Annotated in this window: 17 protein-coding genes; 10 read left to right on the forward strand and 7 right to left on the reverse strand. The window is 74.2% G+C overall.

Annotated elements, in window-relative coordinates:
- Window positions 1-15: 15 nt before the first annotated feature.
- The 3 genes from ACR68M_RS27410 to ACR68M_RS27420 form a co-directional block, all read right to left on the reverse strand.
- Window positions 16-1,719 carry an AMP-binding protein gene (locus ACR68M_RS27410; RefSeq protein ID WP_441246802.1) on the reverse strand — a complete coding sequence of 568 codons (1,704 nt, stop codon included), beginning with the start codon at window positions 1,717-1,719 and terminating at the stop codon, window positions 16-18.
- Complete coding sequence (locus ACR68M_RS27415) at window positions 1,716-2,606, reverse strand: oxygenase MpaB family protein (RefSeq protein WP_441246803.1); 891 nt, start codon at window positions 2,604-2,606, stop codon at window positions 1,716-1,718. The genes ACR68M_RS27410 and ACR68M_RS27415 overlap by 4 nt, the downstream gene beginning before the upstream one ends.
- 82 nt (window positions 2,607-2,688) lie before the next feature.
- Window positions 2,689-3,882 carry a glycoside hydrolase family 3 N-terminal domain-containing protein gene (locus ACR68M_RS27420; protein WP_441246804.1) on the reverse strand — a complete coding sequence of 398 codons (1,194 nt, stop codon included), beginning with the start codon at window positions 3,880-3,882 and terminating at the stop codon, window positions 2,689-2,691.
- A gap of 162 nt (window positions 3,883-4,044) precedes the next feature.
- Here ACR68M_RS27420 and ACR68M_RS27425 point away from each other — a divergent pair, with 162 nt between their 5' ends.
- Together ACR68M_RS27425 and ACR68M_RS27430 are read left to right on the forward strand one after the other, a co-directional pair.
- The gene (locus tag ACR68M_RS27425) at window positions 4,045-4,869 is read left to right on the forward strand and encodes a DUF1906 domain-containing protein (RefSeq protein ID WP_441246805.1); all 825 of its coding nucleotides are present in this window, start codon (window positions 4,045-4,047) and stop codon (window positions 4,867-4,869) included.
- Window positions 4,870-4,929: 60 nt separating this feature from the next.
- Complete coding sequence (locus ACR68M_RS27430) at window positions 4,930-5,376, forward strand: hypothetical protein (RefSeq protein WP_441246806.1); 447 nt, start codon at window positions 4,930-4,932, stop codon at window positions 5,374-5,376.
- Between the two features lie 75 nt (window positions 5,377-5,451).
- Here the strand turns inward: ACR68M_RS27430 and ACR68M_RS27435 are convergent, their stop codons facing one another.
- Complete coding sequence (locus ACR68M_RS27435; protein WP_441246807.1) at window positions 5,452-6,405, reverse strand: SRPBCC domain-containing protein; 954 nt, start codon at window positions 6,403-6,405, stop codon at window positions 5,452-5,454.
- Window positions 6,406-6,574: 169 nt separating this feature from the next.
- On the opposite strand from ACR68M_RS27435, the gene ACR68M_RS27440 reads away from it, so the two are divergent.
- From ACR68M_RS27440 to ACR68M_RS27455, 4 genes are all read left to right on the forward strand, one after another.
- Window positions 6,575-7,411: an alpha/beta fold hydrolase gene (locus ACR68M_RS27440; RefSeq protein ID WP_441246808.1), complete on the forward strand. Its 837-nt coding sequence runs from the start codon at window positions 6,575-6,577 to the stop codon at window positions 7,409-7,411.
- Between the two features lie 62 nt (window positions 7,412-7,473).
- Window positions 7,474-8,166, forward strand: a complete 693-nt coding sequence (locus tag ACR68M_RS27445) for a hypothetical protein (protein WP_441246809.1) — start codon at window positions 7,474-7,476, stop codon at window positions 8,164-8,166.
- A gap of 18 nt (window positions 8,167-8,184) precedes the next feature.
- Window positions 8,185-9,801, forward strand: a complete 1,617-nt coding sequence (locus ACR68M_RS27450) for a DNA polymerase Y family protein (protein WP_441246810.1) — start codon at window positions 8,185-8,187, stop codon at window positions 9,799-9,801.
- Between the two features lie 62 nt (window positions 9,802-9,863).
- Complete coding sequence (locus ACR68M_RS27455; protein ID WP_441246811.1) at window positions 9,864-13,058, forward strand: error-prone DNA polymerase; 3,195 nt, start codon at window positions 9,864-9,866, stop codon at window positions 13,056-13,058.
- Window positions 13,059-13,104: 46 nt separating this feature from the next.
- Here the strand turns inward: ACR68M_RS27455 and ACR68M_RS27460 are convergent, their stop codons facing one another.
- Window positions 13,105-13,875, reverse strand: a complete 771-nt coding sequence (locus ACR68M_RS27460; RefSeq protein ID WP_441246812.1) for a TIGR03084 family metal-binding protein — start codon at window positions 13,873-13,875, stop codon at window positions 13,105-13,107.
- Between the two features lie 22 nt (window positions 13,876-13,897).
- A complete protein-coding gene (locus ACR68M_RS27465) occupies window positions 13,898-15,430 on the reverse strand; it encodes an AMP-binding protein (RefSeq protein WP_441246813.1) in 1,533 nt (510 codons plus the stop codon).
- Between the two features lie 218 nt (window positions 15,431-15,648).
- Here ACR68M_RS27465 and ACR68M_RS27470 point away from each other — a divergent pair, with 218 nt between their 5' ends.
- From ACR68M_RS27470 to ACR68M_RS27480, 3 genes are all read left to right on the forward strand, one after another.
- Window positions 15,649-15,999: a hypothetical protein gene (locus ACR68M_RS27470; RefSeq protein WP_441246814.1), complete on the forward strand. Its 351-nt coding sequence runs from the start codon at window positions 15,649-15,651 to the stop codon at window positions 15,997-15,999.
- Between the two features lie 91 nt (window positions 16,000-16,090).
- Entirely contained in the window at window positions 16,091-16,555 is a 465-nt protein-coding gene (locus ACR68M_RS27475; protein ID WP_441246815.1) for a MarR family winged helix-turn-helix transcriptional regulator, read from the forward strand.
- A 62-nt stretch (window positions 16,556-16,617) separates the two neighbouring features.
- Window positions 16,618-17,049, forward strand: coding sequence for a GNAT family N-acetyltransferase (locus ACR68M_RS27480; RefSeq protein WP_441246816.1), 432 nt, complete (start codon window positions 16,618-16,620; stop codon window positions 17,047-17,049).
- Window positions 17,050-17,075: 26 nt separating this feature from the next.
- On the opposite strand, the gene ACR68M_RS27485 is transcribed toward ACR68M_RS27480, so the two are convergent.
- On the reverse strand, window positions 17,076-18,662 hold the full coding sequence (locus ACR68M_RS27485; protein WP_441246817.1) for a PucR family transcriptional regulator: 1,587 nt from the start codon (window positions 18,660-18,662) through the stop codon (window positions 17,076-17,078).
- Between the two features lie 338 nt (window positions 18,663-19,000).
- Here ACR68M_RS27485 and ACR68M_RS27490 point away from each other — a divergent pair, with 338 nt between their 5' ends.
- Window positions 19,001-19,450 (forward strand): molybdopterin-dependent oxidoreductase, encoded by a 450-nt coding sequence (locus tag ACR68M_RS27490; RefSeq protein WP_441246818.1) that lies wholly within the window; start codon window positions 19,001-19,003, stop codon window positions 19,448-19,450.
- The last annotated feature ends 45 nt before the right edge of the window (window positions 19,451-19,495 follow it).

The following is a 19,495-nucleotide window of genomic DNA, read 5'->3' on the forward strand; positions in this document are numbered from 1 at the left end:
GCGCACGTCACCAGGTTAGGCCGGTCGGTCCTGGTCCGCAGGCGTCGGCGCAGTCGGTTCGGAGCCCCAGGTGAGGCGCTGGACGGCCAGCTCGCGGAGTTCGGTCTTGCGGACCTTGCCGCTCACCGTCATGGGGAAGGCCGTCACCGCCTGGACGTGGCGGGGGATCTTGTAGTGGGCGAGCCGGCCCCGGCAGTGCTCGGCGAGGGCGGCCTGACCGAGGGTGGCCGCCGGGTCGCGGAGGATCACGAAGGCGTAGATCTCCTCGCCGTAGCGCTCGTCCGGGACGCCGACGACCTGGACGTCGACGATCTCGGGGTGGCTGTGCAGGAACTCCTCGATCTCGCGGGGGTAGATGTTCTCACCGCCACGGATGATCATGTCCTTGATCCGGCCGACGATGCCGACGTACCCGTCCTCGTGCATCACGGCGAGGTCGCCGGTGCGCATCCAGCCGTCCGGGTCGACGGCCTCGGCCGTCCGCTCGGGGGCGTCCCAGTAGCCGAGCATCACCGAGTAGCCCCGGGTGCACAGCTCGCCCGGGGTGCCGCGCGGGACCGTCCGTCCGCCCGCCGGGTCGGCGATCTTGACCTCGACGTGCGGCAGGACGAGGCCGACGGTACCGGTGCGGTGGGCCAGGTCGTCGTCGTGCCGGGTCAGGGTGGAGACGGGGGAGGTCTCGGTCATCCCGTACGCGATGGCGACCTCGGCCATGTGCATGTCGGCGGTGACGCGCTTCATCACCTCGACCGGGCAGGGCGAGCCGCCCATCAGACCGGTGCGGAGCGAGGAGAGGTCGTGGTCGGCGAAGTCGGGCAGGGCCAGCTCGGCGATGAACATGGTCGGCACGCCGTAGAGCGAGGTGGCCCGCTCGGCGGCGACGGTGCGCAGGGTGGCGGCCGGGTCGAAGCCGGGGGAGGGGATGATGATGCAGGAGCCGTGGCTGAGCGCCGCGAGGTTGCCGAGCACCATGCCGAAGCAGTGGTAGAACGGCACCGGCACGCAGATCCGGTCCTGCTCGGTGTAGCCCAGCAGGGCGCCGACGCTGTGGGCGTTGTTGAGGATGTTGTGGTGCGAGAGGGTCGCGCCCTTGGGGAAGCCGGTGGTGCCCGAGGTGTACTGGATGTTGATCGGCTGGTAGCAGCTCAGCTCGGCGAACTCACCCGGACTGTCCAGGAGTTGCCACTCCGGGTCGCCGATGAAGAGGGTCTCGCGCAGCGCCGGGCAGGAGCTGCGCACCTCCACCACCAGTGCCCGGTAGTCGCTCTCCCGGTGGCTGGTCGCCGAGACCAGCAGGCTGACCCCGGCCTGGTTCAGCACGTACGCCAACTCGTGGGCGCGGTAGGCCGGGTTGATGTTCACCAGGATCGCGCCGAGCCGCGCGGTGGCGTACTGGACGAGCACCCACTCCGGGCAGTTGGGTGCCCAGATGCCGACCCGGTCGCCCTTGCCGACCCCGCGCGCCCGCAGGTCGCGGGCCAACCGGTCGACGTCGTGGTCGAGTTCGGCGTACGTCCAGCGGCGTCCGGTCGGTGCGTCGACCAGCGCGGGGTGGCCGGGGAAGGCGGCGGCCGTCCGGCTCAGGCGCCCGCCGATGGTGTCCGTCAGCAGCGGCTCCGCCGTGCTGCCGGGGGTGTAGGACGCCTGCTCGGTCACCGTCGGAACCTCCACCGATCCGTCGGCCCGCCGGGCCCGGGGCGGGCGCGGCCGGGCCGTCATGACTGCGAGATGCTGCCCTCGGGGTGCGGGAAGGGGCAGCCGCTCTTCTCGAACGTGCCCAACTTGCCGATCTCGTACCCGTCCGGATAGCCCCGGACCCCACGGCCGTCCCGGGCGAAGTGCGGCGCGTGGCGCGGCGGCAGCAGCCGGACGAAGCGCCCGCGCAGCCGCATCCCGGCGCGGACGGCCCACTTCAGCGCGGACGGCGGCTGCGGGTAGGCGAACGCCTCGCGCAGCGGGTCGTCCAGCAGGCAGACGGAGGAGAGCCGCATCGCGGGCCTGGTCAGCGCCGGGTACCAGGAGGCCATCAGGGCGAGGGTGGCGTCCGAGACGTCCCTGCCGCCCTGGTCGTAGGCGAAGTTGGCCTGCTCGTACGACTCCAGCAGCTGCTCGAACTCCTCGTACGTCTCCGGTATGTCCCGCAGGCCCATGTGGCGGCCGAGTTCGCGGTAGTAGTTGACGGTGGCGCGCAGCTCGTGCGGCGAGTAGGGGCGCCACCCGTAGTCGTCCAGCCAGCGCTTGGGCACCACGACGAAGGTGGAGAGCACGTAGCCGAAGTCCTCGGCGGAGATGTCGTACCGCCGGTGCATCTGGTTCATCCGGCGGATCGCCTCGCGGCCCTGAGGGGAGTCGAAGCCGTGCTCGACCACCGCCTCCAGGATCAGCACCGTGTCGTCGTAGCGTTTCTGCGTGCGCCGGGTGAACTCGCCCGTCTCGGCGAGGAGTCGGCCGATGCTCGGTACGGCGTAGGTGCGGTAGAGGGCGAAGCCGAGCGCCTGGTTGGTGTCCCACGGGAACTCGTACTGGCTGCTGATCCGGTAGATCTCGGTGTACTCGGTCTCCGGGTCGAGTTCCTGGATGCGGTCCAGCCAGACATGGCGCTTCATGGTGTGAGTCCTTCGACGGGCCCGGTTGTTGACGATGTACAGTCTGCCCGAATCCGGCCCGCCCAAGACAGCTGGTCCGCCGTCAGTGCAGGCTCGCGCGGAGTGCGGTGACGCGGTCGGTGGCGGCCGTGAAGGTGGTGCGGTCGAGACGGCCGGAGTCCAGGGCGGCGGCGAGGGCGGCGGTCGCGTCCTCGCCCTCGGTCGGGTTCGTCGAGGCGCAGAGCATCAGGTCCACGCCCGCCGCCGCCGCGTCGACCGCGCGGTCGCCGATGCTGCCGAAGTCCCGCAGCGCACCGGCCTCCAGGGCGTCGGTGACGGTGACGCCCCGGTAGCCGAGGCGTCCGCGCAGCTCCTGGTCGAGCACGATCGGTGAGAGGCCGGCCGGGCGGTTCGCGTCGAGCGCCGGGTAGACCGCCCAGGAGAGCATGACGAGCGCGACCCCGGCGGCCACCGCGTCCCGGTACGGCGCCTCGTGGACGCTCCGCAGGGTGGCCGCGTCGACCGGCAGGGTCACGGGGGCGAGGTCGGTGTTCTCGCGGGTCGCCGCCGTGCCGAGGCCCGGGAAGTGCTTGGCGGTGGCGGCGACCCCCGCGCGCTGCTGGGCGGTGACGAAGGCGCTGCCCAGGGCGTCGACCGCGCTCGGGTCGCTGCTGAAGGAACGCCCGTGCCGGTCGATGAAGTTGCCCGGCGTCTCGTACACGTCGAGGACCGGGGCGAGGTTGACGTTCAGTCCGTAGCCCGAGAGGTTCCGCCCGGCGGCCGTACCCGCCGAAGCGGCCGCCGCCGTCGGGTCGGTGGCCTGCCCGGTCTCCTTGGCCGACAGCTCCGGCGCCCCCGGCAGGCGCCGGACCAGCCCGCCCTCCTGATCGGTCATCAGCAGCAGCGGTGCCGGCACCCCGCTCTGCCGCCGCGCCTCGCGCAGCTGCTCGACGGCCGCGCCGAACTGCCGGGCGTCGGTGAAGTTCTCGCTGAAGAAGACGACCCCGGCGGCCCGGCCCGCGCGGATGTCGGCGAGCAGGCTCTCGGGCGGGATCGGGCCGGAGTAGGAGTAGACGACCCGCTGCCCGGCGAGCTGCAGCGCGCTCAGAGCCGGGGTCGTCGGCGGCGTCGAGGCTGCCGGGGTCGTCGGGGCCACCGGTGTCGCCGGGGGGCTCGACTCGGCGGCCCGGGGCGGGGGCGCCGGACGGCTCGGCCGGGCGGAGCTGTTCGGGGCCGCAGCGGCAGCGGTGAGCAGCAGCACCAGGACGGTGGCGGTCCACCGGACGGTCACGGACATCGGCCTTCTCCTTCGCCTGCGCCACGCGAGCGGGCTCCGCCGTCAGGCTAGGCCCTGCCGCCGCCGGGGCGCTGCTGCGTCGGACACCCGTACGGGTTGACTTCGGGCCTCGCGCGGCGTGCTCCGCCGCGTCGGCGCTGCGACCCGGCAGAGTCCGGTGGTGTGCGACACCTCGTCAGACAGGCCGCAGTCGTCGCGGCCGCCCTCGCCCTGCTGCTCCCCGGCGCCGCCACCGCCGCGAACGCCGCGCCCGTACAGCCCGGCCGGCGGGCCCCGGAGGTCTTCCACGGCCTCGGGTTCGACGCGTGCAGCACGCCGCCGCTGGCGACCATGCGGGCCTGGTACGACGCGTCCCCCTACCGGGCGGTCGGTGTCTACGCCAGCGGGACGCAACGTGCCTGCCCGCAAACCGAGTTGACCGCCGACTGGGTGCGTGAGGTGCGGGCGATGGGCTGGCGGGTGATCCCCATCCACGTCGGCCCGCAGGCGCCCTGCAACACGTACGCGTACAAGACCGAGCGGCTCGACCCGGCCCGCGCCGCCGAACAGGGCCGCGAGCAGGCCGTCGAGGCGGTGGCCGCCCTCGCCGCGCTGGGCCTGGGCAAGGGCAGCCCGGTCTACCTGGACATCGAGGCGTACGGGCCCAGGGACGACCCGACCTGTAGCCCGGCCGTCGTGGACGCCGCCGCCGGCTGGACGGCGGAACTGCACCGGGCGGGCTACGTGCCCGGCTTCTACTCCAGCCTCGCCTCCGGTGTCCGCGACCTGACCAACGCCGTCCGGGCGGGCCGGGCCCCGCTGCCGGACGTCCTCTGGTACGCCCGCTGGGACCACAAGGCCGACACTGCGGGCAGCGGCGAGGTGCCCGACGACCTGTGGGTGGACCAGCAGCGGATCCACCAGTACGAGGGCAACGTCCAGGAGACCTGGGGCGGCGCCACCCTCAGCATCGACCGGAACCGGCTCGACGGCCCGGTCGCTACCTGATCACCTCAACAGCCGAACAGATTCAGCCCACGTAGTCCGATCACGATCATTGGAGCCCACATGCCTCGCAGGCACCTCACCGTTCTCCTGCTCACCGCCCCCGCCCTGGTCATGGCCCTGATGAGCCCGGCCGGAGCCGCGCACGCCGACCCCGCACCGGCTGGCCCCACCGCCACGGTCACCACGGTGACATTCGTCGACGCCCGGCATCTCGATGCGACAACCACCTACAACTGCGCTGCCGGCGCCGCCGACGAACTGATCGTCACCATCGACCAGACGGCGCCCGTACCGCCGCCCTCCACGTACGAGGCAGGCGGCGTCAACCGGACCAAGAACATCACCTGCGACGGCACCGACCGGACCGTCACCCTCAGCGTCAAGAACGACGGTGATCTGGACTTCGCCACACCCGGCGGAGGATTCGGACTGGCCAGGCTCTTCAACACGGACTCCGCCGGTACGGTCACCAACGTGTCGATCCTCGAGACCAAGAACACCTGGTAGTCGCGGGTGGAGCTCGGCCGTGCACGTCCCCGTACCGCCGGGCCGTGCACGGCCGACCTGTTGGTGGAGCGCCGGTCAGCCGGCGGTCCGGGGCTCGCCCCGGTAGGTGCCGAAGGACCAGCGGTTGCCCTCCGGATCGCGGGCCGCGAAGTCCCGGGAGCCGTAGTCGGTGTTGTGCAGCCCCGAGGTGATCTCCGCCCCGGCGGCGACGGCGCGGGCGTGCAGCGCGTCCGGGTCGTCCGTCACCACGTACGCGCCGAAAGTGCCCGGCCGGAGCGGCCAGTTGTCCTCCGGGTCGTCCTCCGGCCGGGCCAAGCCGAGCATGATGCCGCCGCCGGGCGGCCAGCTGAGCTGCGCGTGGTGCACGTGGGTCTCGTCGCCGTGGACGACCGTCTCCTCGAAGCCGAAAGCGTCGACCAGGAAGCGGATCAGCGCGCGGGCGTCGCGCGCCCGCAGGCTCGGCCACACCTGGGGCGCGGGCGGCTGCGGTGCGCCGGGCTCCCAGCCGGGCGGCGGGCCGAGTACGGCGGCCTCGGCGCCGAGGGCGGCGGTGTAACGGGCGTTCAGCTCGGCCCAACGCTGCCCGGGGCGGCCGGAGGCGGGGCGGCCGTCGAGGTGCTCGGCGAGCAGGTCGAGGCACTCGTGCCAGCCTGCAGCGTCCCGGGCGGCCTTGCCGAGCTCCTCGAAGGTGTCGAGGAAGGTGAGTGTGCAGCCGTCCCCGCGCGGGGCGATCTCCAGTCGCAGCACGTCCTCGCCCCAGGAGAACTCCAGCAGTGCGGGCGGCCGGTGGAGAGACACCTCGCCTCCGAACCTGGGCCCGCGCCCCTCCGGATCGACGAACCCCAGCTCCCCACCGGGCTGCCACGCACCCGTGACCAGGTGCGGGAACCACGCCCGCAGCCCCTCCTGCCCGGTGACGGCCAGCCAGACCTGCTCGGGTGGGTGCGGCAGCTCGCGGACGAAGCGCAGCCGCCATCGGCCGTCGGCCTGTTCGAGCGTACCGAGGCTGTTGTCACTGGTGTCGGTCATGCCGCCAGGATGGCCTCTGCCACCGGCGCACGGTCGGCCCCGCGCCGCCGGGATCCCCCGATCACCCGAAGGGGCAGCCGGGGCAGTGCCGAGCCGACTGGCCGGGGCACCGGCGCTCACCTGGGAATTCGGTTGCTTCGCCGGGGTGCCGCTGTCAGGGTTCCCGGTCATGCCTACTTTCTCCGCCCATGACGGAACGACTCTCACCTACCACGAGTTCGGCGACGGCCCGCCGGTGATCTGCCTGCCCGGAGGGCCGCAGCCCTCCGCCTATCTGGGCGAGCTCGGCGGCCTCTCCGCCCACCGGCGGCTGGTCGTGCTGGATCTCCGGGGCACCGGCGGGTCGGCCGTCCCGCCGGGCACCGCGCACCTGCGCTGCGACCAACTCGTCGACGACGTCGAGGCGTTGCGCGAGCATCTCGGCCTCGACCGGGTGGATCTGCTCGCGCACTGCGCCGGGGTGAACCTGGCCGTGCAGTACGTGGCCCGCCACCCGGAGCGGGTCGGCAGGCTCGCGCTGATCACGCCCAGCGTGCGGGCCGTCGGCCTCGTGATCACCGGTGACCTGCGGCAGGAGACGGCGGAGCTGCGCCGGGACGAGCCGTGGTACCCGGCGGCGTCCGCGGCGCTGGAGGCGATCGTGGCGGGCCGGGCCACCGGCGACAGCTGGCAGGCGATCGCGCCGTTCTCGTACGGCCGGTGGGACGAGACCGCGCAGGCCCACCACGCCACCGGGCAGGCGCAGACCGACAGCGCGGTCGTGGCCGCCTTCGGCGCGGAGGGCGCCTTCGAACCGGACGCCACCCGCGCGGCGCTCGCCCGGTTCGAGCCGCCGGTGTTCCTGCTCGCCGGGGAGGTCGACCTGTCCGCCCCGCCGCAGGTGGTGGCGGAGTACGCCACGTTCTTCCCGAACGCCGAGCTCGCCGTCCAGCCCGGTGCCGGGCACTTCCCGTGGCTCGACGACGCCGACCGGTTCGTGGCGGCCACGGCGGCCTTCCTGGGCTGAGCAATCCGCCGCCCGGGAAAAGCGGACTTGAATATTCCCGAACTAATGTTCGATCCTGGAGTGTGCCCACTTTCGAACCCGCCCCCCTCCGGTCAGCCGGGACGCCTGCCACGCCCGCCGGGCGTGAGCTGCTGCCCGTCCTGCCCGCGCTCGCCCCGCTGCTGCCCGAGGGCGGGCTGCGCCGGGGGGCGGCCGTGTCGGTGCACGGGGACACCGGGCTGCTGCTCGCCCTGGCGGCGGGGGCCGCCGGGCCGGAGGGGGAGTGGGCGGCGGCCGTCGGGCTGCCCGACCTCGGGCTGGCGGCCGCCGCCGGGTACGGGCTGGACCTGCGGCGGCTGCTGCTCGTCGACGACCCCGGGCAGCACTGGGCCGAGGTGGTGTCGATCCTGGCCGGAGCGGTCGGGCTGATCATGCTCCGCCCGGACGGCCCGGTGCCGCCACAGCTCGCGGCGCGCCTCGCCGCCGTCCTGCGGCGCGGCGGCTGCGCCCTGCTGGTCGCAGGCCCCTGGCCCGGTGCCGCCCTGCGGCTGCGGGTCAGCTCCGCGCGCTGGTACGGCCTCGGAGCCGGGCACGGACAGCTGCTCGGGCGGCAGGTCGAGGCCACGGCGGAGGGTCGCGGCGCGGCAGCCCGCCCCCGGACGGCGCAGCTCTGGCTGCCGGACGAGCACGGCGTCGCGCGGGCCGTCGAGGCGGGCGAGTCCGTGGCTGCCGCGCCCGGCGTGGTTGCTGTGCCCGGCCGGCTGGCGGCGGTCTGACATGGGCGGTGATACAGGATGAGCGCGCCCAGGGTGCTGGTGGTGTGGTGTCCGGACTGGCCGGTGGCCGCCACAGCCACAGTCACAGCCGAGACCGGGGGCGTGGCGGCGGTGGCGGTGCTGGAGGGCGGCCGGGTGCTGGCCTGCTCCGACGCGGCCCGCGCCGCCGGGGTGCGGCGCGGCCAGCGGTTGCGGCTGGCGCAGCGGCTCTGCCCGGAGCTGGAGCTGCGCGAGCGCGACGAGGAGGCCGAGACCCGGCTGTTCGAACCGGTGGCCGCCGCCGTCACGGCCTTCACCCCCCGGGTGGAGGTGCTGCGCCCGGGGATGTGCGCGATCCCGGTCAAGGGCCCCAGTCGCTACTTCGGCGGTGAGGAGGCGCTGGCGGCGCAGGTCCACAGCGCGGTGGCGCTCGCCCTGGGCGGTCTGCCCGGTGCGGGCGGTTCGAACAGCGCGGCGCAGGCCCCGCACGGGCAGGTCGGTGTCGCGGACGGGCTGTTCGCCGCCGTGCTCGCGGCGCGGGCCGGGGCGCTGGTGCCGGTCGGGCGGACGGCCGAGTTCCTGGCGCCCTACCCCGTGGCCGCGCTCGGCGACGAGCCGTTGGCCGAGCTGCTCGGACGGCTTGGCATCCACACCGTGGGCGCCTTCGCCCAGCTGCCCGGCCGGGCCGTGGTGGACAGGTTCGGGCCGGTCGGCGTGGCCGCACACCGGCGCGCCCGGGGGCTGCTCTCCCGCCCGCTGGTGCCGCGCCCCGAAGGGCCCGACCTGGCGGTGGAGCAGCGCTTCGACCCGCCCGAGCAGCTGGCCGAGCCGCTGGTTTTCGTCGCCCGCACCCTCGCCGAGCAGCTGCACGCCCGGCTGGCCGGGGCGGGCCTGGCCTGCCGCCGGGTCGCCGTCGAGGTGACCTGCGCGGACGGCACCATCGCCACCCGCCTCTGGCGCCACGAACGAGGCCTCGGCGCTGCCGCCCTCGCCGAACGCGTCCGCTGGCAGCTGCACGCCTGGCAGAGCGCGGGCACCTTCGCGGGCAGCTCCTCCCCGGACGAGTCCTCCCCGGGCAGCTCCTCCCCGGACGGCGACCGGGGCTTCACCGCGCTGCGGCTCGTCCCGGACGGGCTGGCGCCCGACCAGGGGCGGCAGCTGGCGCTCTGGGGCCAGGCGGTGGCGGAGGACAGGGTCGAGCGGGCCGTGGCCCGGGTGCAGGCGGTGCTCGGCCACGCCGGGCTGCGCCAGGCCGAACCCGCCGGCGGCCGGGGCCCGGCCGAACAGCTCGTCCGGGTGCCCTGGGGCAAGCCGTACGAGGAGCCGGTGCCCGCCCCCTGGCCGGGGCAGCTGCCGGAGCCCTCGCCGCACGTGGTGCCCCGGGTGCCCGTCCCCGTCACCGTGCTGGACGCGGCGGGCCGGCCCGTGATCGTCAGCGGCCGGGCCGACCTCTCGGCACCGCCCGCCCGCCTCGACCTGGCTGACGGCACCCTCGCGGTCACCGGCTGGACGGGCCCGTGGCCCGCCGTCGAGTACTGGTGGGACGCGGCCCGGCGCCGCCGCCGGGCCAGGCTGCAGATCGCCGTCGCCGACGGGCGCGCCCTGCTGCTCACCGTCGAGGACGGCCACTGGTCGGTGGAGGCCGCCTACGACTGACGCACAACCGCCGGGGGGCTGACCGAACGGACCGAACCACCCCGAGACGGAGCAAGACCGCGATGGGATTCACCAGCCATCCTTCGCTCTCCTGGCACGAGCTGCGCCGCCGCCTGGACGGCGCCCCGGCTTCGGGCGGCGCCAAGGTCGTGCCGCTGCGCCGCCGACCACTCCCGCCCGTGCGGGAGCCGGCCGCCGAGCCCTGGGCGGAGCTGCACGTCCACTCCGCCTTCAGCTTCCTCGACGGCGCCGCCGAACCCGAGGCGCTGGTGGCGGAGGCCGCCCGGCTCGGGGTCGAGACGCTCGGGCTCACCGACCACGACGGGCTGTACGGGGCCGTCCGGCTCGCCGCCGCCGCCCGGGAGGCCGGGGTGGCCACGGTCTTCGGCGCCGAACTGACCCTCGGCCCGACCGACCACCTGCTGGTGCTCGCCCGAGGGCCGGAGGGCTACCGCAGACTCTCCGCCGCGATCAGCGCCGCCCAGCTCGCGGGCGGGGTCAAGGGCCGTCCGGCGTACGACTTCGAAGCGCTGGCCGCCGCCCACGGCGGCCGGTGGGCGGTGCTCACCGGCTGTCGGCTGGGCCGGGTGCCGACCGCCCTCGCCGAGGGCGGGCCCGCTCGGGCCGAGCGTGAACTCCGTACGCTGGCCGAGGCGTTCGGGGCGGAGAACGTCTTCGTCGAGCTCATCGACCAGCGCCTGCCCGGCGACGACGTACGCAACGACCGGCTCGCCGCCCTCGCCGCGCGGACGGGCCTGGCGGTGGTCGCCTCCAACAACGTCCACCAGGCCTCGCCCGCCCAGTCCAGGCTGGCCCAGAGCCTGGCCGCGCTGCACGGGCGCCGCACCCTCCAGGACGCCGCAGGCTGGACGAACGCCGCAGGCACGGCCCACCTGCGCTCCGGCGCCGAGATGGCCGCCCGGCTCGGCCGCCACCCGGGCGTCCAGCAGGCGACGGTCGAGCTCGGCCGGGCCTGCGCCTTCGAATTCCGCAGCCTGGCACCGCAGTTGCCCGGCTTCCCGGTGCCCGAGGGCGACAGCGAGATCGGGCTGCTCCGCTCCCTGGTCGCCGAGGCCGGGCCGGTCAGGTTCGGCGCCGACAACGCACCCGCCCTGCGCCAGCTGGGCGTTGAGCTCAACGTCATCGAAGAGCTGGAGCTGGCCGGGTACTTCCTCATCGTCCACGACATCGTCGACTTCTGCCGGGCGCAGGACATCTGGTGCCAGGGCCGGGGCTCCGCCGCCAACTCCGCCGTCTGCTACGCCCTCGGGATCACCGCCGTCGACCCCGTCCGCTACCGGCTGCTCTTCGAACGCTTCCTCAGCACCGCCCGGGACGGGCCGCCCGACATCGACCTCGACATCGAGCACCGCCGCCGCGAGGAGGTGATCCAGTACGTCTACCGCCGGTACGGGCGCGAACACGCGGCCCAGGTCGCCAATGTGATCACCTACCGACCCCGGCTGGCGCTGCGGGACGCAGCCCGGGTGCTCGGCTACCCGGCCGGGCAGGTCGAGGCGTTCGCCCGGCAGAGCGACTTCCGCAGTCAGCCGGTGGCGGACGCGCTGATCCCCGCCGACGTCCTCGCCCTCGCCCAGGAACTCCACGGCCTGCCGAGGCACTTGGGCATCCACTCGGGCGGCATGGTGCTGACCAAGGCGCCGATCGGCGAGATCTGCCCGACCGAGTGGGCCCGGATGCCGGGCCGCTCCGTCCTCCAGTGGGACAAGGAGTCCGTCGCCGGGGCCGAACTGGTCAAGATCGACCTGCTCGGCCTCGGGATGCTCTCCGCGCTGCACGACGCCTGCGATCTGGTCGCCGAACACCACGGCCTGCGCTACGACCTGGCGACCATCCCGAAGGAGGAGGCGGCCGTCTACGAGATGCTCTGCCGGGCCGACACCGTCGGCGTCTTCCAGGTCGAGTCACGCGCCCAGATGGCCACCCTGCCCAGGCTGAAGCCGGAGAGGTTCTACGACCTGGTGGTCGAGGTCGCCCTGATCCGGCCGGGCCCGATCCAGGGCGGCTCCGTGCACCCGTACCTGCGGCGGCGCGCCGGGGTCGAGGCGGCCGGCTGCCCGCACCCGTCGATGGAGAACGCCCTCGGCAAGACGCTCGGAGTGCCGCTCTTCCAGGAACAGATGATGCAACTGGCCATCGACTGCGCGGGGTTCAGCCCAGCCGAAGCCGACCGGCTGCGGCAGGCGATGGGCGCCAAGCGCTCCCACCAGCGGGTCGCCGAGCTGCGGGAGCGGCTGCTGACGGGCATGGCCGAGCGGGGCATCCCGGCCGACACCGCCGAGGACGTCTACACCAAGATCGAGGCCTTCTCCAACTACGGCTTCCCGGAGTCGCACGCGATCAGCTTCGCCTACCTGGTGTACGCGAGCGCCTGGCTCAAGCACCACTACCCGGCGGCCTTCACCTGCGCCCTGCTGGCCAACCAGCCGATGGGCTTCTACTCACCGCTCAGCTTGGTCTCCGACGCCCGGCGGCACGGCGTCCGGGTCCGTGGCGTCGACGTCAACGCCAGCAGCCCCGGCCCCACGCTGGAGCCCGACCCGGCGCCGTCCGGGCTGCCCCCGCACCCGCAGCCCGCGATCCGCCTCGGGCTCACCACCGTACGGGGGTTGGGCACCGCGCAGGCCGAGGCGGTCGCGGCCGGGCAGCCGTACGCGGGGCTGGAGGACTTCGCCCGCCGCAGCGGCCTGCCGGCCCCCGTCCTGGAGGTGCTGGCCACGGCCGGGGCCTTCGGCTGCTTCGGCCTGTCGCGGCGTCAGGCGCTCTGGGAGGCCGGTGTGCACGCCGCCTCGGCCGACGCCCTGCCCGGCACCGCACCCGGGGCCACCGCCCCCGCCCTGCCGGTGATGACCCCGGTCGAGGAGACCATCGCCGACCTGTGGGCCACCGGCACCTCCGCCACCAGCCACCCCATGCAGCACCTGCGGGCCTTCCTCGACCGGGGCGGCGCGCTCCCCGCCTCCGCGCTCCCCGCCGTCGAGCACGGCACCCCCGTCGTGGTCGGCGGCCTGGTCACCCACCGCCAGCGCCCGCCCACGGCAGGCGGCGTGCTCTTCCTCAGCCTGGAGGACGAGACCGGCCTGATCAACGTCGTCTGCAACCGCGCCGTCTGGGAGCCCGAACGCCGCACCGCCCTCGACCGGGCCGGCCTCCTCGTCCACGGCCGCATCGAACGCAACGACGGCGCAGTCAACCTGGTCGCGACCAGACTCACCGCCCTCCGGATAGCCGTGTGAAGCCATGAGTGGCCTCACACAACTGGCCGCGCCCCTGGGGTATCTGTCAGCGACCAGCGCCGGGCGGGCCTGCGAAGGCCTGGGCGATGGGGAGCCAGGCCTGGGCGGTCGGGCCCTGGCTGCGTAGGGCGAGGCTGCCCAGGCTGCGGCGTTGGGTGACGAGGAGGCAGAAGTCGAGGGCCGGGCCGGTGATGCGGTCGGCGGCGTCCTCGGGGCCCCAGACCCAGGACTCTCCTGCGGGGCCGGTCAGTTCGACCCGGACGGGGGCCTCGGGGGTGGGGAGGCCGTGCAGGGCGAAGGCGAAGCCCATGGTGCGGACGCCCAGGTGGGCGACCTGCCGCAGGCGGGCGGTGGGGGTGCGGGTGACGCCGAGGGCGTCGGCGACGTCCTGGCCGTGGGCCCAGGTCTCCATCAGGCGGGCGGTCGCCATCGTGCCGGGCTTCATCGGCGGCCCGAACCAGGGGAGTTGGCGGCCGTCGGCCTCGGCCAGGGCGGTGGCCAGCTCGGCCCGTCCGGCCCGCCAGCGGCCGAGCAGGGCCTCGGGGCTCTCGCCGACCCCCTCGGCGGCCCCGGCCTCGATCGGGTCCGAGCCGTCGGTGAACACCTCGGCGGCGGTCTTGGCGAAGCCGTCCGCGTCCCGGGCGGCGAGCAGGGCCCACCGGTCCGTCCAGGCCAGGTGCGAGAGCTGGTGGGCGATGGTCCAGCCGGGGGCGGGCGTCTCGGTGGCCAGGCCGTCGAGGCTCAGGCCCGCGACGAGGGCGTCCAGTTCGGCGCTCTCGGCCGTCAGGTCGGCCAGCAGCGCGGTCAGGTCGATCATGTGAACTTCCTTTCAGGGCAAGTTAGTTGACGGCGCGGGTGTGACCGGCCCAGTACGGCTCGCGCAGGCGGAACTTCTGCAGCTTGCCGGTGGTGGTGCGGGCCAGTGCGTCGCGGAACTCCACCGAGGTGGGGGCCTTGTAGCCGGCCAGGCGCTGCTTGCAGTGGGCGATCAGCGCGGCCTCGTCGGTGGAGTGGCCCTCCTTGAGGACGACCAGTGCCTTGATCGTCTCGCCCCACTTGGTGTCCGGCACGCCGATCACGGCGACCTCGGCGACGGCCGGGTGGTCGTAGAGGCAGTCCTCGACCTCGATCGAGGAGACGTTCTCCCCGCCGGTGATGATGACGTCCTTCTTCCGGTCGGAGATGCTGAGTTGGCCCTCGGTGAGGGTGCCGCCGTCGCCGGTGTGGAACCAGTCGTCCTTGAGTGCGGCGGCGGTCTCGGCGGGTTGCTGCCAGTACCCCTCCAGCACAGTGTTGGAGCGGACGAGTACCTCCCCCTGCTCGTCGACCCGCACCTGGCTGCCGAGCGCGGGGGCGCCCGCCTGCACCAGGCGTTCGGCGCGCTCGGCCGGCGGCAGGGCGTCCCACTCGGCGCGGGAGCGGTTGACCGTCACGATGGGGGAGGTCTCGGTCAGGCCGTAGATCTGCATGAACTCCCAGCCGAGTTCGGCCTCGACGCGCTGGACGAGCGAGGTCGGCGGCGGCGCCCCGGCGACGATCATGCGGACCTTGTCCCGCCCGGGGACGGGCCCGTCCCAGTCGGCGGCGGCGTCGAGGATGCTCGCGACGACGGCCGGCGCCCCGCACAGGAAGGTCACGCCGTGCCGCTCGACCCGGCGCAGGATCTCGGCGCCGTCGACCTTGCGCAGCACCACGTGCTGCGCGCCGAGCCCGGTCAGTGCGAACGGCATGCCCCAGCCGTTGGCGTGGAACATCGGCAGAGTGTGCAGGTAGACGTCCCGGTCGCTCGCCCCGAAGTGCAGCCCCATCAGCACCGCGTTCAGCCAGAGGTTGCGGTGGGTGAGCTGAACCCCCTTGGGGCGCGCGGTCGTCCCACTGGTGTAGTTGATCGTGGCGGTGTCCGACTCGGCGATCTCGTACCGGACGGGCGCGCGGGTGAAGTCGTACAGCTCGGCGTCGCTCTCGGCGCCGAGCACGAAGCGGTGCCGGACGGGCACCCCGGCCAGCGCCTCGTCCAACTCCGGGTCGACCAGTAGGACGGAGGCGCCGGACTGCTCGACGATGTAGGCGACCTCCTCCGCCTTGAGGCGGAAGTTGACCGGCACCAGCACCCGGCCGTGGCCGCTGACGCCGTACAGCGAGGTCATCAGCCGGGCCGAGTTCTGCGAGACGACGGCGACGCGTTCGCCCGCCCCGACCCCGAGCCGGTCGAGCCCGGCGGCTTGGGCGCGGGCCAGCTCGGCCATCCGCCGGTACGTCACCTCGCCCCAGGAGGCGGCGGGTTGCTGCGGTTCGTCGACCAGGCCGACGCGGTCTCCGTAGACCGCTTCCGCCCGGTCGAGGAAGTCCATGACGGTGAGGGGAGTCTGCATGCCGTTACTGTGCCGTGTCCGGCGCGCGGCCACCACCCCCGATCGCTGTCGGCCGAAGTGCGTCGGTGAGCGATTCACCAGTGCGAATCGACGGGGCGTCGGCTGTGCTCCGTGGCGGCGGATCTGCTGCGCCGGGCGGGTGATTCGCGGCTCCTGGGCTCATGCTCGGGCCGGGTCGTGCCGAAGCTCCCTCCGTCGTGTACCAACGAGGAGGACTCATGCGTACGACCATCGCCAAGTTCACTGCCGCCGCTGCCCTCACCGGTTTCGCCGTGTTCGCCGGCGCCGGTGTGGCCTCGGCCCACGTCTGCCACCCGCACGGGGGTTTCACCGTCGGCGGTGACGCCTCGTCCCAGACCGGCGACGCGGGCGCCGTCGGCGGCGACGCCTCGTCCATGACCGGCAACGCCGGTGCGGTCGGCGGTGACGCCACCGCGTACGGCGAGGGCGTGGCGGCGGCCGTCGGCGGCGACGCCGAGTCGATGTGCGGCGCGGCCTTCGCGGTCGGCGGCGATGCGATGTCCGGCAGCGGCGACGGTGCCGCAGTCGGTGGCGACTTCAACGGCTGACCCGCCCGCTGACGGGGCCGGCCGGGCACTCCGGCCGGCCCCACCGCCGTCCGCCTCAGTTCGAATTTGAACAAATGGGTACGATGTACCCATGGATGAACCGCGTTGGCTGGACGAGCTGGAGATGGCCGCTTGGCGCGGCTTCGTGGCGGCCAGCAACCTCATCAACCGGCGCCTGGAACAGCAGTTCAAGGAGGACGCCGGGCTCTCGCACACCCAGTACGAGATCCTCGTGCAGCTCTCCGCCGCCCCCGACGGCTCGCTGCGGATGACCGACCTCGCCGCCCGGCTGGTCACCTCCAAGAGCGGGCTGACCTACCAGATCACCCAGCTGGAGAAGGCCGGGCTGGTCGCCCGCCGCTCCTGCGCCAGCGACGACCGGGGCGTGTTCGCCGAGCTGACGGCCGAGGGCTGGCGCGTCCTGCGGGCCGCCGCACCCGGCCATGTGGCCACCGTCCGCGAGGTGCTCATCGACGTCCTGAGCCGCGAGCAGCTCGCCGTCCTCGCCGAAGGGCTCGGCGAGGTCAGCGCCCGCCTCCGCGCGGCCGAGAGCTGAGCTCCGTCCGGCCCGTGGATATCCACTGGTCCGACGGCGGGCCGGGCTGGTTGGATCCTGGCATGAACAGTGACCTGCCGGACGGCTACGAGATCTCCACCGACCCCGCGCGCCTCGACGCCGCCCTGATACACCAGTGGCTCTCGCAGGACGCCTACTGGGCGATGGGCCGCACCCGCGAGAAGCAGGACGTGGCCATCGAGAGCTCCCTGAACTACGGCGTCTACGACGGCGCCTCCGGCGCCCAGGTCGGCTACGCCCGGCTGGTCACCGACCGGTCCACCTTCGCCTGGCTCTGTGACGTCTACATCGCCCCCGCCGCGCGCGGCAAGGGCCTGGGCACGGCCCTGGCCGCCGCCGTCCGGGACCACCTCACCACCTACGGCCTGCGCCGCGTCCTGCTGGCCACCGCCGACGCCCACGAGGTCTACGCCAAGGTCGGGTTCGAGCCGATGGCGAAGCCGGAGAAGTGGATGCTGCTGGGCGAGCAGTGAGACCGCCCGGAGCCTACGCCCGGACGCTACGCCCGGACGGGGTGAGCCCCGGGGGAGCAGAGCAGTGCCGCCCGCAGGTCCACCCGGTGTTCCAGGTGGGCCAGGCTGCGGCCGGTGAGCTCCTCGATCCGGCGGATCCGGTAGTGCACGGTGTTGACGTGGATGTGCAGCGCCTCGGCCGTCCGCGCCCATGAGCCGTCGTGGTCCAGGAAGGCGCCGAGGGTGCCGAGCAGCGAGACGGCGTTCTCCCGGTCGTGGTCGGCCAGCGGCGCCAGCAGGCGGGTGTGGAAGGCGCCCGTCACCTCGGCGGGCAGCCCCCGCAGCAGCGCCGCCAGCGAGCTGAGCTCGCCGCTGCTCCCGACCGCGCCGTCCCCCTCCCGAGCCCCGGTGCCGGACCCGGACCCGGACCCGGACCCGGCCCCAGTGCCGACCCCCGACCCCGCCTCCAGCGCGTACGAGGCCTGCACCAGGGCGCCCCGCAGCGCCTCGGCCACCGGCGCCACGGCCGGGCCGACCCCGGCCCGCAGCCGCCGCCGTCCGGTCAGCTTCCGCTGGAGGCCCGGCCAGGCCGGCCGCAGCGCCGCCGTCACGGCCGCCGCCGGGGCGGCGACCAGGGCGGTCGCGCCCCCCGTGCCGTCCGGCCCGGCCGCGAACGGCGCGCCGACCCGGTGCAGTGCCTCGGCGAGTGCCGCCGCCGCCCATCCGGAGCCCCCCGAGCCGTCCAGCCCTCCGGCGCCGTCGATCCGCGCCGTGACGGGTACCAGTGGCTGGTCCGAGGGCAGCCCGCAGGCGGTGAGCGCGTCCGCCAGGCCCGGCCCGTCCTGCGCCAGCAGCTCGACCAGTCGCGCCGTGCTCTGCCGCTGCGCGGCCGCCCCCGCCCGGATCCGGGTGGCCAGCGGGCCGAGCAGCTCGGCCAGCCCGTGCAGCACGGCGGAGGCCGCCGGGCCGGGCTCGGTGTGCGGCTGGAGCAGCCAGCCGTCGAACGGTGTGTCCCCCTGCGGCCCGACCGGCACCGCCCCCCGGGGCGCGCGCCCTCCCGTACCGGCCTCGGCGCCGGTCGAGCAGCCCAGCACCCGCCCGCTCACGGTGACGACCGAGCAGTCCGGCACCCCGAGCCGGGCCACCGCGTGGGCCAGCACCTGGTCGAGCGGGGTCTCGGCGTGCAGCAGCGCCAGAAGCTCCCGGCGGGCCGCCTCCGGGAGCGCCGCGACGCCCTCCGAGCTGCTCTGGAGGCCGCCCCAGAGCCGGAGGTAGACCCGGTCGGTGACCGCGCGGAAGCTGGTGCCGGGCGGCACGGAGAGCAGCGGGATGCCGTGGGTGCGGCAGGCGTCGACCAGGCTCTCCGGCACGGTGCCGTGGGTGCCCTCGCCCGCGAGCAGGGCGGCGACCCCGGCGCTGCGCAGTGAGGTGGCGAAGCGCAGCGCCGCCGAGTTCTCGTCGGGCTGCCACCAGACCAGGCCGCTCAGTACGAGTTCGCCGGGCTGGAGGTAGCGGGCCGGGTCCTGGAGGTCGGTGGAGGTTACTCCGGTGACCTGGCGGCCCAGCAGGTCGGATGTACCCCAGGCCAGTCCGATGTGGAGGCCGTCCAGCCCCAGCAGATCACCGACGATCATGTCTCGCTCCTTGTGCTCCGCGCCGGTCCTACCTCTCGCTGAAGCGAGGGCAAGGTGCGCTCTGGCATCGTAAATGCAAGAGCAGAGTGCCTCGATCCCTCTTGTTTGATCGCCCAGTCAAGGCCGCCCCACCTGGTGTTCTGCGCCAGTCGTACGCCCAGTTGCGCCGTGATCCGCCCGGTGCCTTCACGGGCGGCAGATGCAAGGTGTGTAGTGGTTGATCCATCGCAAGTACTGCTGAAATTAGATGTTCAGCCAGCAAGTGCGAGTGGCGTGGGTCGCTCTCGGGTACCACCAATCCGGCGCCGCAGCCCAGCGGCCCGGGAAGGGGCAGCCAGATGACCGGAACAGCCGTCGGAGCGTCGGCCGTACTGTTCCACGGCCGGTTCGACCACCCGGTCGAGCTGACGGTAGAACAGCTCCGCGCCCTGCCCGCCCGCCGGGTCGAGGTGAGCTTCGACTGCCTCGGCAGCGGGATGCAGCGGCACACCTTCGACGGCCCGTTGCTCTGGGACGTGCTGCGTGCCAGCCACCCCCTGGTCGACCTGGCGACCCGTAAGCAGCGCCTGCGCCACCTGCTCGCGGTGACCGGCGCCGACGGCCATCTCGCGGTGGTCTCCTGGGCGGAGGTCGACCCGGATTTCGGCGGCCAGCAGATCCTGCTCGCCACCGCGATCGACGGCCGCCCCCTCGACGCCGACGGGCCCCAGCTCGTCATCCCCGCCGACGCCTGCGGCGCCCGCTACGTCAGCGGCATCACGGCCGTCCGCCTGACGGTGCTGGAGTAGGGGCGCACGGGCCGGGGCGCACGGGCCGGCGCGCGCCCCTGGCGA

Origin of the sequence: Kitasatospora sp. McL0602 (genome assembly GCF_052076145.1) — a bacterium.
GTDB lineage: Bacteria > Actinomycetota > Actinomycetes > Streptomycetales > Streptomycetaceae > Kitasatospora.

Excerpts from the sequence above, each read along its gene's own strand:
- ACR68M_RS27440 (WP_441246808.1), top strand. The coding sequence starts at position 6,575 with ATGCCTACTTTCTCCGCCCATGACGGAACGACTCTCACCTACCACGAG.
- ACR68M_RS27460 (WP_441246812.1), bottom strand. The coding sequence starts at position 13,875 with ATGATCGACCTGACCGCGCTGCTGGCCGACCTGACGGCCGAGAGCGCC.
- ACR68M_RS27420 (WP_441246804.1), bottom strand. The coding sequence starts at position 3,882 with ATGTCCGTGACCGTCCGGTGGACCGCCACCGTCCTGGTGCTGCTGCTC.
- ACR68M_RS27465 (WP_441246813.1), bottom strand. The coding sequence starts at position 15,430 with ATGCAGACTCCCCTCACCGTCATGGACTTCCTCGACCGGGCGGAAGCG.
- ACR68M_RS27455 (WP_441246811.1), top strand. The coding sequence starts at position 9,864 with ATGGGATTCACCAGCCATCCTTCGCTCTCCTGGCACGAGCTGCGCCGC.
- ACR68M_RS27490 (WP_441246818.1), top strand. The coding sequence starts at position 19,001 with ATGACCGGAACAGCCGTCGGAGCGTCGGCCGTACTGTTCCACGGCCGG.
- ACR68M_RS27450 (WP_441246810.1), top strand. The coding sequence starts at position 8,185 with ATGAGCGCGCCCAGGGTGCTGGTGGTGTGGTGTCCGGACTGGCCGGTG.
- ACR68M_RS27480 (WP_441246816.1), top strand. The coding sequence starts at position 16,618 with ATGAACAGTGACCTGCCGGACGGCTACGAGATCTCCACCGACCCCGCG.
- ACR68M_RS27475 (WP_441246815.1), top strand. The coding sequence starts at position 16,091 with ATGGATGAACCGCGTTGGCTGGACGAGCTGGAGATGGCCGCTTGGCGC.
- ACR68M_RS27415 (WP_441246803.1), bottom strand. The coding sequence starts at position 2,606 with ATGAAGCGCCATGTCTGGCTGGACCGCATCCAGGAACTCGACCCGGAG.
- ACR68M_RS27430 (WP_441246806.1), top strand. The coding sequence starts at position 4,930 with ATGCCTCGCAGGCACCTCACCGTTCTCCTGCTCACCGCCCCCGCCCTG.
- ACR68M_RS27485 (WP_441246817.1), bottom strand. The coding sequence starts at position 18,662 with ATGATCGTCGGTGATCTGCTGGGGCTGGACGGCCTCCACATCGGACTG.
- ACR68M_RS27410 (WP_441246802.1), bottom strand. The coding sequence starts at position 1,719 with ATGACGGCCCGGCCGCGCCCGCCCCGGGCCCGGCGGGCCGACGGATCG.
- ACR68M_RS27435 (WP_441246807.1), bottom strand. The coding sequence starts at position 6,405 with ATGACCGACACCAGTGACAACAGCCTCGGTACGCTCGAACAGGCCGAC.
- ACR68M_RS27470 (WP_441246814.1), top strand. The coding sequence starts at position 15,649 with ATGCGTACGACCATCGCCAAGTTCACTGCCGCCGCTGCCCTCACCGGT.